Annotated in this window: 14 protein-coding genes; 5 read left to right on the forward strand and 9 right to left on the reverse strand. The window is 29.3% G+C overall.

Annotated features, from left to right (window positions below):
- The 9 genes from L8T82_RS01785 to rpsU all read right to left on the reverse strand — a co-directional run.
- Nucleotides 1-404, reverse strand: a 404-nt coding sequence (locus tag L8T82_RS01785; protein ID WP_263662733.1) for a PepSY-like domain-containing protein, incomplete at its 3' end; no start/stop codon positions are given.
- A gap of 60 nt (nt 405-464) precedes the next feature.
- The gene (locus L8T82_RS01790) at nt 465-2177 is read right to left on the reverse strand and encodes an ATP-binding protein (RefSeq protein ID WP_263666512.1); all 1713 of its coding nucleotides are present in this window, start codon (nt 2175-2177) and stop codon (nt 465-467) included.
- Between the two features lie 8 nt (nt 2178-2185).
- Entirely contained in the window at nt 2186-2665 is a 480-nt protein-coding gene (locus L8T82_RS01795) for a hypothetical protein (RefSeq protein ID WP_263725758.1), read from the reverse strand.
- Nucleotides 2662-3153 (reverse strand): YajQ family cyclic di-GMP-binding protein, encoded by a 492-nt coding sequence (locus tag L8T82_RS01800; protein WP_133319059.1) that lies wholly within the window; start codon nt 3151-3153, stop codon nt 2662-2664. Before L8T82_RS01800 ends, L8T82_RS01795 begins: the two co-directional genes overlap by 4 nt.
- Nucleotides 3143-4075 (reverse strand): D-2-hydroxyacid dehydrogenase, encoded by a 933-nt coding sequence (locus L8T82_RS01805; protein ID WP_263659243.1) that lies wholly within the window; start codon nt 4073-4075, stop codon nt 3143-3145. Before L8T82_RS01805 ends, L8T82_RS01800 begins: the two co-directional genes overlap by 11 nt.
- Before the next feature lie 3 nt (nt 4076-4078).
- A complete protein-coding gene (locus L8T82_RS01810; protein WP_258107722.1) occupies nt 4079-5251 on the reverse strand; it encodes a glutathionylspermidine synthase family protein in 1173 nt (390 codons plus the stop codon).
- 11 nt (nt 5252-5262) lie between these two features.
- Nucleotides 5263-5883 carry a UPF0323 family lipoprotein gene (locus L8T82_RS01815; RefSeq protein ID WP_263661381.1) on the reverse strand — a complete coding sequence of 207 codons (621 nt, stop codon included), beginning with the start codon at nt 5881-5883 and terminating at the stop codon, nt 5263-5265.
- Nucleotides 5884-5959: 76 nt separating this feature from the next.
- Complete coding sequence (locus L8T82_RS01820) at nt 5960-6565, reverse strand: LysE family transporter (protein ID WP_263659242.1); 606 nt, start codon at nt 6563-6565, stop codon at nt 5960-5962.
- Nucleotides 6566-6607: 42 nt separating this feature from the next.
- Nucleotides 6608-6820, reverse strand: a complete 213-nt coding sequence (rpsU, locus tag L8T82_RS01825) for a 30S ribosomal protein S21 (RefSeq protein WP_002780697.1) — start codon at nt 6818-6820, stop codon at nt 6608-6610.
- A 185-nt stretch (nt 6821-7005) separates the two neighbouring features.
- On the opposite strand from rpsU, the gene ccoG reads away from it, so the two are divergent.
- From ccoG to L8T82_RS01850, 5 genes are all read left to right on the forward strand, one after another.
- Complete coding sequence (ccoG, locus tag L8T82_RS01830; protein WP_263662731.1) at nt 7006-8379, forward strand: cytochrome c oxidase accessory protein CcoG; 1374 nt, start codon at nt 7006-7008, stop codon at nt 8377-8379.
- A gap of 1 nt (nt 8380) precedes the next feature.
- Complete coding sequence (locus L8T82_RS01835) at nt 8381-9004, forward strand: TetR/AcrR family transcriptional regulator (protein ID WP_133319065.1); 624 nt, start codon at nt 8381-8383, stop codon at nt 9002-9004.
- Between the two features lie 83 nt (nt 9005-9087).
- Nucleotides 9088-10185 carry an efflux RND transporter periplasmic adaptor subunit gene (locus L8T82_RS01840; protein ID WP_133319066.1) on the forward strand — a complete coding sequence of 366 codons (1098 nt, stop codon included), beginning with the start codon at nt 9088-9090 and terminating at the stop codon, nt 10183-10185.
- Nucleotides 10185-13307, forward strand: a complete 3123-nt coding sequence (locus L8T82_RS01845; RefSeq protein WP_220566942.1) for an efflux RND transporter permease subunit — start codon at nt 10185-10187, stop codon at nt 13305-13307. The genes L8T82_RS01840 and L8T82_RS01845 overlap by 1 nt, the downstream gene beginning before the upstream one ends.
- The gene (locus tag L8T82_RS01850) at nt 13300-14742 is read left to right on the forward strand and encodes an efflux transporter outer membrane subunit (protein ID WP_263725759.1); all 1443 of its coding nucleotides are present in this window, start codon (nt 13300-13302) and stop codon (nt 14740-14742) included. Before L8T82_RS01845 ends, L8T82_RS01850 begins: the two co-directional genes overlap by 8 nt.
- The last annotated feature ends 13 nt before the right edge of the window (nt 14743-14755 follow it).

Here is a 14755-nt window from a genome sequence, read left to right on the forward strand (position 1 = left end):
TGGCCTAAAATATTACCTTCAAAATCTGTATAAATTTCCATCATATTGTTTGTTCTAAATTTATAGCCATTTATTTTTTTATCTACTTCTACAATAGCTGCATTTGGTTGTACTGCTTGTACTTTTGCAATAATTTCTTTTGGGATAAATCCTGTTGGAATGCCTTTGTATTTACCATCAACTTCTTTCCAGTCTCCATTGATGATAAAGTCAATTTCAGTCCCATCAACTAAATTTACTTCATAAGAATCTACATCTTGTTTTACATAACCTACATTTACACCTTTAAAATGAGTGTTTAAAAACTCTTGAGCTTTTTGAGGTAGAGCATTTGGACTTACAACCATATCTGCAAACATAGAACTTGCACAAACTAAACTAGCTAACATTAATTTTATTTTCATTTTTTCTCCTTTAAATAAAAGTAAAAAATGATATTAACTGCTTGTGAAATTTATGTGAATTTAATTTTTAAAACCAACTATTTTATTTTTATCAAATGAAGATTCTATTTCTTTTTCTATTGTATGTAAAAAATCACTCATTTTAAAAACACCGTCCTTAGAAATAGCTGCTTTCAAAGCTGTATTTTTAACTACCATAGCAATTTGAGCTCCACTTAGCTCATACAAAGCAAGGTTTTTTAAATCAAAATTATCATCAAATTTAGCATTTTTAGGTAAAGCTTTTTGCCATATCATCAAGCGTTGTTCGTAATTTGGCTTTTTAAATTCTATTTTATATTCAAATCTTCTTGAAAAAGCCACATCTAAACTTTCTAAAAAATTAGTCGTAGCTATAATAACTCCACTAAAACGCTCAATTTGTTCTAGAAAAATATTTTGCATTTGATTGTGCATTTTATCAGCACCGCCACTACTTTCTACCCTAGTACTTAAAAATTGATCAGCTTCATTTAAAAGCAAAATAGGACTTTGTTTGCTTGTTTGACAAAGCTCTTTATAAGTATCAAAAATTTTTCTTACATTTTGCTCGCTCTCGCCCACATATTTGCTTAAAATTTTAGAACAATCAAAACTCAAAATAGATTTTTTCATAGCTTTTGCCATACTTAGCGCACTCATAGTCTTACCCGTGCCAGCAGGACCATAGAAAATTATCTTAGCTTCTATGTTTTTATTTGTTTTTATACCCCATTTATTTAATCTTTCCAAAACCTTTTTATCTTGTTGTTTTAATATACTTTCCAATAGATCTTTAGTGCTTTGGGGCATAATAACATCATCTATATTAATATTTGGCTCAATTAGCTCAAAAATATCTTGTTCTTTAACTAAATTTTGAAGTTTAATTTTTTTATTCTTCTTTGGTTCTTTAAAATTAATAATTCTTTGTAAAATATCATCACTTAAATAAAAAATCTTAGTTATATCACCCAAAGAATTAACAAATTCATCATATTCTAAAAGATTTGAACTAAGTAGCTTAGAATCTTCTTCTAGTAAGACTTTGTTTTCTTGTTTTTGAATATCATCTTCGCTAATTAAATGAAGTAAAAAATTAAAATCTCTGCTATAAGAATTTTCAGTATTTAGCAAATACTCTTCTTTTAATAAACTAATAAATATCAAACATTCTTTATCGTTTAAAGCATACTCTTTAAAAATATCTGCCAAAACATTAGAAATTTTACTCTTTTTTAAACGCTCTTTAATATATGCTTCAAATATAGCTATATCTTTTTTAATATTCTTACTTTGAGAGCTTTTAGCAAAAAAACGCAATCTTTGATATAGCTCGATTTTAAAAAATTCATCTTTTAAATATGCAATATGATCTTCATAAATTTGATCTTGCATAAAATCTTGTATAGTTTTATTTTCTAAAATTTGTAAAAAAACCTCACTTAAACTTAACTCGCATTGTAACAAATTTAAAAATAAACTTGAGTTTTTACTCGATTTAAAATCAGAAAAAATTTGAATAATAAAACCTTTTTCTATAAGATTTTTAAGATCTTTTAAATGATCTAAATACTCATATTCATCATTTTTAAAAACTTCACTAAGAAGATTATAGGCATTAATGCTTACATTTGCTTGTAAATAATTTTTACACAAATGCTTTAAAATTAAAATTTCATCTTCACTGCATTGTAAGTTTTTATAAATATTGCTTTTAAAAGTATCATTAAGAAAAAGTTTTAAATCTTTCATATTTTCCTTTATATTGATTTTATGCTAAATTTAATTTTAGATTTTTTGTCACTAAAACTCATATTTTTATCACAAACCTCATAAAAAATATCATAATTTTTGCTTATAATATTTTGAGTAAAACCACAAGAGGTAATTTGCTTATTTTTCCCATAAAAAATAGGTTTTTTGTAAATTAAATCTTGCAAAAAATCATCATAATATTCATAATTAAAAAATCTTTTATTAAAAAAAGTTTTTGCATAACATACACCATTAATGCAAATTTTATCCGTGATTTTTAACTCAAGTAAAGCCTTAGAGGCACTATAAAGTTCTAAACTTGTAAAATTTTTTCCCTCATATAAAAAGCCGTAATCAGCAAATCTAAATTGAGGGGTTTTTAAAACAATATAAGCACTTTGTGATTGTGTTTTACTTTTTAAAGCACAAGAGCTTAAAAAAACACATACAAAACACAAAAAAATTATTTGAAGTGACTTTATCATTTAAGGTTTTTAAAACTAAGATTAAGTTCTAAATTTAACTCTTTTACTATTTTCATCACGCTTTGCAAATCATCAATTTGCTTACCAACTACGCGAATTTCATTGCCTCTAATACTTGAAGTTACCTTTAGCTTACTATCTTTTATAGCTTTATTAATCTTCTTAGCACTATCAGCATCAATAGCATCATTAACTTTTAAATTCAATCTAAAATTTGCTCCACTCTCCCTGTTTAACTCTTTAATACCATTAGGATTAATCCCTCTTTTGATAAGTTTTGAGATAACAATATCTTTTAGCACTTCAATTTTTGCTTCACTTGAACAAGTAAGCTTATAAATACTTTCTTTTTCATTTAGCTCTATTTCACTTTTAATGCCTTTTAAATCATATCTGCTATCAAGCTCTTTTTTAGCTTGCTCTAAAGCATTTTTTAGCTCTTGTTTGTCAATTTCCCCACTAATGTCAAAACTATGTTCATTTGCCATTTTCTATAAACTCCTTAAGATTATTAAATACGATTTGGACTAAATTTTGTATGGATTCTTCACTAGCCCATGCAACATGTGGAGTGATAATTAAATTTTCTTTATTTTTTATATTAAGCAAAGGATGATTTTCAACCATAGGTTCTACTTCAAGTACATCAAGCCCTACTCTAATATTTTTTTCATCCATAATTTGAGCTAAATCTACTTCATTAATAATCCCACCACGACCTACATTAATTAAAATGGCCTCATCTTTTAAAAGCATTAATTCTTTCTTGCTTAATAAATTTTTTGTTTTTTCATTTAAAGGTGCATGGATACTTATCACATCAGAAGTTTTTAAAAGCTCTTCAAGGCTTACTTTCTCATATGTATCATCATTATTAACCCCTGAGGTAGAATAATAACAAACATTTGCTCCAAATATTTGCGAAGCCTTAGCTACCTCTTTACCTATAACTCCAAGCCCTATAATACCATGTTTTTTTCCTGTTAGAGTATGTAAAGTTCTACTAAAATCAGTGAATATTGGGCTTTTTACCCAAAGCCCTTGTTTGGTCCATCCATCATAATATGGGATTTGATTTAAAAAAGCAAAAAGCAAAGCAAATGTATGACTTAAAACACTTTTGGTAGAATACCCAGCTGCATTTTTTACTATTATACCTTTAGAATTTGCATAAGCTACATCTATATTATTTACCCCTGTGCCAAGCTGCAAAATGAGCTTTAAATTGGTGTTATCTATAACTTCTTGATCAATGATGACTTTATTTATCATCACAACTTGTGCATCAGATATTCTTGAGATAACCTCATCTTTAGATGTAAGTTCATAACTTATAAATTCCCCAATACTTTCAAAAGCTGTTAAATCAGCTCCACCTAAAGTAGCAGCGTCTAAACATACTATTTTCATTTTTTATCCTTTAACAATGTGCCCTACAAATTTAGAATAATTATCAAGCACCAAACCACCTTTTCTAAAACCTAAACCACAACCCTCATAAGCAAAGAAAACTCCTGCTTGATAATAATCATTTTCATTTTGATTAAACTCAGCAAATTCTTGATACACAAAACGATTGTTTTGATAATCTCCACTTGTTTCAAAACTTATATCTCCATTAGCCTCTATAATAGAAACATTTGCTCCTTCTCTACCAAAAACAGGCTTTTTAACACATTTTTTACCCACTAAAGGTTCATCACTTGTTTCAAGCAATAAAGGATGATTTGGATAAAGCTCCCATAAAATTTTCATTATACCCTTGCTTTGAAAAAGTAAAGTATAAGCAGGATTTAAAATAATTGCTTTTTGATTTTGCATAATTTGAGTTAAGAGCATAGCAAGTTCACCCTCTTCTATAGCTATACTTTCCCAAGGAATGAGTTTGAAAAAATACTCAAAATTTACATCATTTTTAAAAATTCCTTCGGGTGAAAATTCTACCTCATCAATATAAGAAAATTCACTCTCAAAACCAGCTTCACTAGCAATGTGTGCTAAAAGTTTTGTTGTAATCATATCCTCATCACTACCTGCAATTGAAGAAAACAATATTTTCCAACCTTCATAATATTTTTCAAATTCACTTACATCTTCTTCTAAGGTTATAAGTCTCTTAAAATTATCTCTTAAAGCTTCATATATATTATTAAATTGCGAGCTTTCATCTAGGTTGTTTTGCTTTAAAATAGCCCATTGCAAAATAGCACTTTCAAATAAAGATGTTGGAGTATCAGCATTAAATTCTATTAGTTTTATAGGCTTACCATCAAGCCCACCTGCTAAGTCAAACCTACCATATAAATGCCAATGTACATCATTTTCCCAACTCATCTTAATCGCATCAACCAAATTAAAAGGAATTCCAAGCTCGTCAAAACGATCATTATCAATCACTTCTTGTGCAGCAGCTACAAACATATCATAAAGCTCATTAACTGCTTCATAGTATGCATTTGCTTCATCTTCCCTTACACAAACTAAATTAGAATCTAAATAATCACTTCCATCATTATCCGTATGCCATGAAAAACCTATTTGCTCTAAATAAGATTTTTCTAAAGGATTTACTTTTAAAAAATTCATTTTTTCACCTTTTAAGAGCCAAAAGAATTTGTAGAGCTTGAAGTAGCTTTAGAGCCACCACCAAAAAAGCCTGATTTTTTTGCATTTGATCCTGAAGTAGCACTTGTACTTGCTTTATTAAAGCTATTTACACTTCTTTGATAAGCACTTTGATTTGAAAATGCTCCTCTTTGTTGATTTGCAAAATTTTGATTGTTAAAAAGCTTTGAACCTATCCAACTTCCTAAAATAGCTCCAGCTGCACTCGCAAGCAATGTCTCGCCTAAAGAAAGCCCCCCGCTACTCATTTGGGCATTGTTTGGATTTGTTAAATTTGAAGTACCATTGTCTATTTTAGCGGCTTCTTCTTGGATTAATTTATCCATTTCTTCTTTGCTTAAAACCCTTTCAGTTCCATCAAGTTGTTTTAAGACTACCCTAGTTTCATCACTTGGAAATTGATCTTTGATTTTGTATTGATTTGGAGCGGTTTCTTCAATAATAACAAAGGCCCCTTGAGTATTTGCCGCTTGACTTAAAGCGTTATTGCTAGAATCATTTGTATTATTACTACATGCACTTAAAGCACCTGCACTAATTGCAGCAATACCACTCATCATACTAAGTTTGAGTATAGTTTTAATGTGTTTCATAATCTTTCCTATAAAAATTTATAAATTTAACTTAATAAGATTTTAACAAAAAAAGTATTAATAAAAATTAATTGTTTTAGTTTATCATAGTCATTAAATTACTACTTAAAATAAACACAGCAAAAGCAAAAAATATAAAAGCACTTAGATAATCAATAAGTTTTAAATTCTTTTGATAAATTCTTACCATAAATGGTTTAGAAAATAATAAAGAAATCAAAGAAAAATAAATTATAGTTTCTAAAATCAAAACAAATATCAAGACTATCAACATCCATCGCATTTGTGTAAAATCAAAACTTGCAAAAACACTGGCGAAATAAAAAATTGCTTTAGGATTAGATAAATTTGTAATCATTCCACTTAAAAATGCAGATATATAAGTTTTTTGAACTTTAATTTTGTCATTTTTTGTATTCTTGTAAATCTTAAAAGATAAATACAAAAGATAAAATGCTCCAAAACTTGATAGTATAATTTGTAAAAATGGGAATTTATGAAAAACGACATTTAATCCGAGTATAGAAAGTATAATCCATATACTAACAGCTAAACTTACTCCCAAGCTTGCCTTTAAAGCACTTTTAACCCCTTCTCTTAATGCATATGAACTTACTAAGAAAAAATCAGGTCCTGGTAAAATAAGTCCGAAAAAATGAATAATTATAATCCAAAAAAACATAAATATTTTAACGAAGAAAGCCGATTTCTCGGCTTTTTGGTATTAGAGTCTTGACTCGTAGCGTCTAAGCATATAAAGTCTTTTAAGCATTTTTTTGCGTGCTGAAATTTTTTGTTTTTTGCGAATTTCAGTCATAGGCTCAAAAAATCTTCTAGCGCGAACTTCAGTAACAACTAGATTTCTATCTACTTGCTTTTTGAATTTTCTATACGCTTCGTCAAAAGACTCATTAGGATGTACCTTGATTCCTGGCACGACCCTCACCACCTTTCTTTAAATAAATTTTAAAATAAAGATTATATCATAATTTTCTTGAAAAGAAAACTTATTTTTGTAATAATTATATAAATAAAAATTAAATATAAATTATTAATTAAGACAAAGTTTGATTTAATTTTTCTAATACTACAATATAAAGAAATATTTCTAAGGAAAATAAAATGAATGCTCACATCACAAACTATACTAAAAAAAGATATATAGCTTATATCATTTCTATGATCATTTTTATAGCACTACCTTTTATAAAAATAAATGGAAATCATTTCTTTTTATTAAGCTTTGATCATAAAAAACTTAATTTATTTTTTATCGCTTTTGATACTCAAGAGCTGTATTTAATGCCTTTTGTTATCATGGGTATGTTTTTAACTATACTTTTTGTTACTACTTTAGCAGGAAGAATTTGGTGTGCTTGGAGCTGTCCTCAAACTATTGCTAGAGTTATTTATAGAGATCTTTTACAAACAAAAATCTTTAAAATTCATAAAAGCACAGCAAATAAACAAAAGCAAGTCAGTGGATTTTTCGTCAAAAAAACTTTAAGTATTGTGATTTTTTATCTTTTTTCATTGTTAATGATGAGTGCATTTTTATGGTATTTTGTACCACCTGAAGATTTTTTTACATACATTCAAAATCCTGCCGATCATTTATTGCTTTTAGGGATTTTATTTTGTGCTTCTTTGGCTTTTACTTTTGATATAGTATATTTGGGTGAAAAATTTTGTGTTTATGTATGTCCTTATGCAAGAATTCAATCTGTAATGTTTGATAATAACACCGTTCAAGTAATATATGATGATAAAAGAGGAGGTATGATTTATGATGGACATACCAAACTTTATCAAAAGCCACCACAAGGTGAATGTATAGGATGTGAAGCCTGTGTAAAAATTTGTCCTACACATATAGATATACGCCAAGGAATGCAACTTGAGTGTATTAATTGTCTTGAATGTGCCGATGCTTGTTCAAAAGTTCAAGCCAAATTTAATCGTCCTAGCTTAATTAATTGGACTAGTGCAAAAGCTATTGAAACAAGGGAAAAAGTAAAATATTTTAGATTTAGAACTATTGGATATTTAGTTGTTTTGTGTGGTGTTTTTGTGGCTTTAGTTTTAATGGGAAGTAAAAAAGAAAATATGCTTTTAAATATCAACCGCTCTAGCGAGCTTTATCAAATCAGAAAAACCCATGATGGAGAATTAATTATTAGTAATGCTTATGTATTTTTATTTCAAAACACCGATAATAAAACTCATGAGTATTATTTTGATGTGAAATTACAAGGCATTGAAGATGGCTTAGAAATCATTAGACCTAAAAAATCTTTTAAACTAAAAGCTGGCGAAAAAGATAAACATATAGTTGTTTTAAAAGCTACTAAAAAACTAGCCGATAATGATAGAAAAGACACTGTAATACCATTAACCATCAAAGCCTATGCACTTGATGATAAAAATATTGTCATATTACGCGAGAGTAATTTTGTATATCCTAAAAATTCTATCATAGAGCATAAAAAATACTAAAATGAAAAAAAGAATTTCTTCAAAATCTCAAGCAAGGCTTGAAAAAATCAAACAAATCGCTGCGGAGTCATTTTTAAAAAATGGCTACGAAGCAACTAATCTTAAAGATATTATCAAACAAGCTGGTGGATCTTTTTCTTGCGTATATGAGCATTTTAAAAGTAAAGAAGGTTTATTTGAAGCGGTTTTAAATGATTTTGCAGAAAATCATTTTTTAGCTATTTTGAAAAAAAATATGCGACTTTCACCTGATGCTAATTTAGAAGAATTCTTATATCAATTTGCAAAAGCTTATTTAGGGATTTTTAACGATACCAAAACTATAGCTATAGTAAGACTTTTGTATTCTGAAATTTATAATGAAAAATTTGATTTTGGAAAATGGTTTAAAGGAAGCAATAGAAAAGAAGTAGAATATGTTCTTCGAAAAAGATTTGAAGAAGAAAATGAAATTTTAGCTCAAAATGCTGAATTTTTAAGTTATACTTTTTGTGCTATGCTTAGAGGGACATTTTTTATACAAAGCACTTTTGAAAATAAAGTTTCAATGAATAAAAAAGAACAACAAAGCCATGCAAAAAAAATCGTAAAGCTTTTTACTCAAGGTCTTGTTAATTTTAATTAACTAAAGATTGATAAAATAGTATTTATTAATTTTGTAATATAAATTACTTTTTATTTAGCTAAATAAATAACTTAAGGAAACAAATGAAAACAAAACTTTTAACTCTAGCTTGCGCTTCTCTTATCTTTATAGCATGTTCAGATGATAAGAATGCACAAGTTAAACAACTCCCTCCTCAACCTGTTAGTATTATGACTATGCAAAGTGCTAATTTACCTTTAGAATTTACTTATCCTGCGAGATTAAGTACTGAATTAGATGTAGTAGTCAAACCTAAAGTAAGCGGTGAAATCAAAGCAAAATACTTCAAAAGTGGTCAAGCTGTAAAAAAAGGCGATAAGCTTTTTCTTATAGAACCTGACAAATACCAAGCAAGTGTAAATATGGCTTATGGAGAAGCTTTGGTAGCAAGAGCTAATTTTGATGATGCTGAAAAAAATTTTAAAAGAGATAGTATTTTAATAGAAAAAAATGCTATTTCACAAAAAGAATTTGATGCAAGTTTAGCTAAATTTAACTCCACAAAAGCTAATCTAGAAAGCGCTAGAGCAAAACTTGCTAATGCAAGATTAGACTTAAAATACACCATAGTAAGTGCTCCTTTTGATGGAATTTTAGGTGATGCGTTAATGGATGTGGGTGATTATGTAAATGCTTCATCTACTGAACTTGTACGCATTACAAACATTAACCCAATTTTTGCAGATTTTTATATTTCTGATGTAGATAAAATCAATATGAATAAAAATATTCAAAGCGGCAATTGGAAATTAGAAAATATCCAAGTACAAGCTAATGTTGGTGGAGAACTTTTCAATGGAAAATTATATTTCGTAGATAGCGTTATAGATACTCATAGTGGCGGAGTAAAAGCAAAAGCTATTTTTGATAACAACAATTCAAACTTAATGCCTGGCTCATTTGCAAATGTTCATGTTGGTGGTTTTGTTCAAAAAGATGGTTTTGAAATTCCTCAAGTTGCGCTTTTGCAAGATGATAGTGCTACTTATGTTTATACCCTTGTAGATGGAAAAGTAGTTAAAACTATTGTTAATGTTATTTATCAAACTTCTGATAAAGCAATTATTGATAAGGGCTTAAAAAATGGGGATAAAGTGATTTTAAATAACTTCAAAAAAATCCGTCCTGGTGCAAGTGTTAGCGTAATGGAGAATAAATAATGTTTTCTAAATTCTTTATAGAAAGACCTGTATTTGCTTCTGTTGTAGCTATTATCATTTCTTTAGCAGGTATTATAGGACTTTATTCTTTACCCGTAGAGCAATATCCTTCCTTAACTCCACCCGTTGTTAAGGTAAGTGCAACTTACTCAGGAGCTGATGCTCAAACGGTGGCTCAAACGGTGGCTATTCCTCTTGAAGATGCAATCAATGGGGTTGAAAATATGATTTATATGGATTCAACTTCAAGCTCTTCAGGAGATATGAGCTTAAGTGTATATTTTAATATAGGTACAGATCCTGACCAAGCAACAGTTGATGTTAATAATAGAATTTCAGCTGCTATGGCAAAACTACCCGAAGATGTTAAAAAAACTGGTGTTAGTGTAAGAAAAACCGGTTCAAGTATATTAGAAGTTGCTACTTTATATTCTCCTGATGGCTCTATGGATTCACTCGAAGTGTATAATTATGCTGCATTAAATATTTTAGATGATCTTGCTAGGGTTCCTGGTGTGGGTAATGCCGTAGCTATTGGTGCAAGAAATTATTCTATGAGAATTTGGCTTAATCCTGATTTGTTAAACAAATATCAAGTTACTGCAACTGATGTTATTGCTGCAGTTAGCGAGCAAAATGCTCAATATGCTACTGGTAAGATAGGTCAAGAACCTGTGGTGGAAAGATCTCCTTATGTGTATTCAGTAACTATGCAAGGAAGATTAAAAAATACTAAAGAATTTGAAGATATTATCATAAGAGCAAATAGTGATGGCTCTTTTTTAAGACTTAAAGATGTAGCCGAAGTTTCTTTAGGATCAAGAGAATATACTTTTAAAGGTAGATTAAACGGAAATGACGCTACTCCTATTTTGATTTTCTTACAAACCGGAGCAAATGCTGTAAATACAGCAGAATTAGTGCAGAAAAAATTTGAAGAACTTTCTAAAAATTTCCCTGAAGGATTAACTTATAAAGTGCCTTATGATACAACTATATTTATTAAAGCTTCCATTAAAGAAGTGGTAAAAACTTTCTTTGAAGCATTAATTTTAGTTGTAATTGTAATGTATTTGTTCTTAAAAAATTTCCGCTCAACTATTATACCAATGATTGCTGTTCCTGTTTCTATTTTGGGAACTTTTGCAGGATTATATGTCTTAGGTTTTAGTATCAATCTACTTACGCTTTTTGCCTTAGTATTGGCTATTGGTATTGTTGTTGATGATGCAATTATAGTAGTTGAAAATATCGATAGAATTATGCATGAAGATCCAAATATAAGCATAAAAGAAGCAGCTATTAAAGCTATGGATGAAGTTGCTGCACCTGTTGTTTCTATAGTTCTTGTACTTTGTGCGGTTTTCATACCCGTTTCATTTATATCAGGTTTTGTGGGAGAAATCCAAAAACAATTTGCCATAACCTTAGCAATATCTGTTACTATATCAGGCTTTGTAGCTTTAACACTAACTCCTTCTTTATGTGCAATTTTTTTAAGAAGAAATGAAGGTGAACCTTTTTATTTTGTGAAAAAATTTAATGATATTTTTGATTGGTCTACCGAAGTTTTTGGTGCTGGTGTGGCTTATATACTTAAAAGAACAGTGCGTTTTATGTTAATTTTTGTAATCTTTTTGGGTGGTTTATATGGACTTTTCAAACTTGTTCCAAATTCACTTGTTCCAAATGAAGATCAAGGAAACTTTTTAACTATTGTCAATCTACCCGCAGCATCTTCGCTTAATAGAACTACTCAATCAATGGATGCTATGGCAGAAGAAATCCGCAAAAATGAGAATGTAACTAATGTGGTAGGACTTATAGGCTATGATCTTTTTACAGGTTCTTTAAAAGAAAATTCTGGCGCAATGTTTGTTAATTTGAAAAATTGGGATGATAGAGATATTAGTAGTTTTGATTTAGTTGGATCTTATAACAAACAATACTTCTTAAATCCAAATTTTCAAACTTTCTTTGTTAATCCACCACCAATCCAAGGTTTAAGCTTAACTGGTGGTTTTGAGATGTATGCACAAAATCGTAGCGGAAAAAGTTATGATCAAATTCAAGTTGATGTAAATAAATTAGTTGAAGCAGCAAACAAGCGTCCCGAACTTCACAATGTAAGAACAACGCTTGATACTAATTTTCCGCAATTAAAACTAGAAATTGATCGCGATAAAGTAAAACTTTATGGTTTAAATTTAGCTGATGTATTTAGCACTCTAAATGCCACCATAGGAACTTATTATGTAAATGATTTTTCTATGCTTGGAAAAAATTATCGTGTAAATATAAGCGCAATTGGAGATTTTAGAAATACTCAAAATGCTTTAAAAAACATCTTTGTTAGATCAAAAGATGGTTCTATGATAGCTCTAGATAGCGTTTTAACATTACAAAGAAGTGTTGGTCCTGATGATGTAAAACGCTTTAATATGTTTCCATCGGCTTTAGTGCAAGGTGATCCTGCTCCTGGCTATACTTCAGGACAAGCCATTGATGCAATTGCACAAGTGGCAAAAGAAACTTTAGGAGAGGATTATTCTATTGCTTGGTCAGGTTCAGCTTATCAAGAAGTTACAAGTAGCGGTGCTGGACAAATAGCATTTATGCTAGGACTATTATTTGTATTTTTAATTCTAGCAGCACAATATGAAAGATGGCTCATGCCTTTAGCAGTAATTACGGCTGTGCCTTTTGCGGTATTTGGCTCTTTGCTTTTTGTATGGCTTAGAGGATTAGAAAATGATATATATTTTCAAACAGGACTTTTACTTTTAATAGGCCTTTCTGCTAAAAATGCCATTTTGATTGTTGAATTTGCTATGGAAGAGCATCTTAAAAAAGGAAAGAGTATTTTTGAAGCTTCTATTAGTGCAGCAAAATTGAGATTTAGACCTATTGTAATGACTTCATTGGCATTTATTTGTGGTATTTTACCGCTTTTCTTTGCATATGGAGCAGGAAGTGCAAGCCGCCATGCGATAGGTACAGGTATTATAGGTGGTATGATAGCAGCTTCTACTATAGCCATTTTCTTTGTACCTTTATTTTTCTATCTACTAGAAAGTTTTAATAAATGGCTTGATAAAAAAAGAGGTAAAATCAATGCGTAAGTTAATAATTTTTGCAAGTTGTTTTTTAATAACAGCTTGCAGTTTAAAACCAAATTTAGAAATTAAAGATGTAAATTACACTAAAAGCTTAGATCAAAACATTAGCATTAACAAACAATGGTGGAAAGCTTTTGATGATAATTATTTAAACACCTTAGTCGATCAAGCTTTAAAAAACAATAATGACTTGCAAATTGCATATATGAATTTACAAAAAGCTTATGAAGCTTTAGGTATAGCAAGAAGCGATCTACTTCCTAAACTAGACGGAAGTGCTAGCGGAGCAAGAGCAAAAACTAGTATCAATGCTCCAAGCAACAAAAGTAATGAATTTGTCTATGGCAATGATTTTAATATGGGTTTAAATTTAAGTTATGAAGTAGATTTATGGGGTAAATACAGAGATACTTATAATGCTTCAAAAGCAAAATTACAAGCTAGTGAGTTTGACTATGAAAGTGCAAGATTAAGCTTAATTTCTAATGTAGTAAAAACTTATTTTAATCTAGCAAGCTTAAGTGAGCAAGTAAAAATTTTAGAAGAAACAACCCAAAGTTATCAAAAAACTTATGAGTTAAAATTAGAGCATTTTAAACTTGGAGTAATTAGTGAGTATGAGCTTAACAAATTTAAAGCTGAACTTGAAAATTCAAGAGTTTTACTCACAAATGCTAAAATTCAAAAAGAAGCTAATACCAAAGCTTTAAAAATCTTAACTTCAAATGATATTGATGATATACTTTATAATAGCATAGAGTATAAAAAAATAGGACAATACGAGCTTAGCATACCTGAAGGTATTGGTAGTGAAATTTTACTTCAAAGACCTGATATACAAGCTAGTTTAAAAATTTTAGAAGAAAAAAACTATCTTGTTGGAGTAGCCAGAACTGCATTTTTACCAAACCTTTCTTTAACAGGACTTTTGGGTTTTCAAAGTAATGATTTAGATCTTTTAGTTAAACATGGAAGTAATACTTGGAATGTAGCTGGAAATTTTGCAATGCCGATTTTTCATTGGGGTGAGATTATGAATAATGTTAATATCGCAAAACTTACCAAAGATGAAGCGTTTTTACAATATGAAAACACCTTAAAAACAGCCTTTGGAGAAATAAGACTTGCTTTATTTAACCGCCAAAGCTATTATGAAAATGAGCAAAATTATAAAAATTTATTTCTAGCTCAAAGTAAAATTTATGAAATTTCTACCTTAAGATATGAAAATGGCGTGATTAATTTAGCTGATTTTTTACAAGATCAAAGAAATTACCTAAATGCTAAACTTTCTTACACTAACTCATCTTATGAGCTTGCAAATTCTATCGTAGATGTTATGAAAGCCTTTGGTGGTGGATTTAACGCTAAAGAAGAATCAAAAGAAAATATCAAAGCTATGGAAGAAAACTTAAAAGAAAACTTTTATAGCAACTAAGCCTTAAGGCTTA

The organism is Campylobacter sp. IFREMER_LSEM_CL292 (genome assembly GCF_025771615.1).
GTDB lineage: Bacteria > Campylobacterota > Campylobacteria > Campylobacterales > Campylobacteraceae > Campylobacter_D > Campylobacter_D lari_D.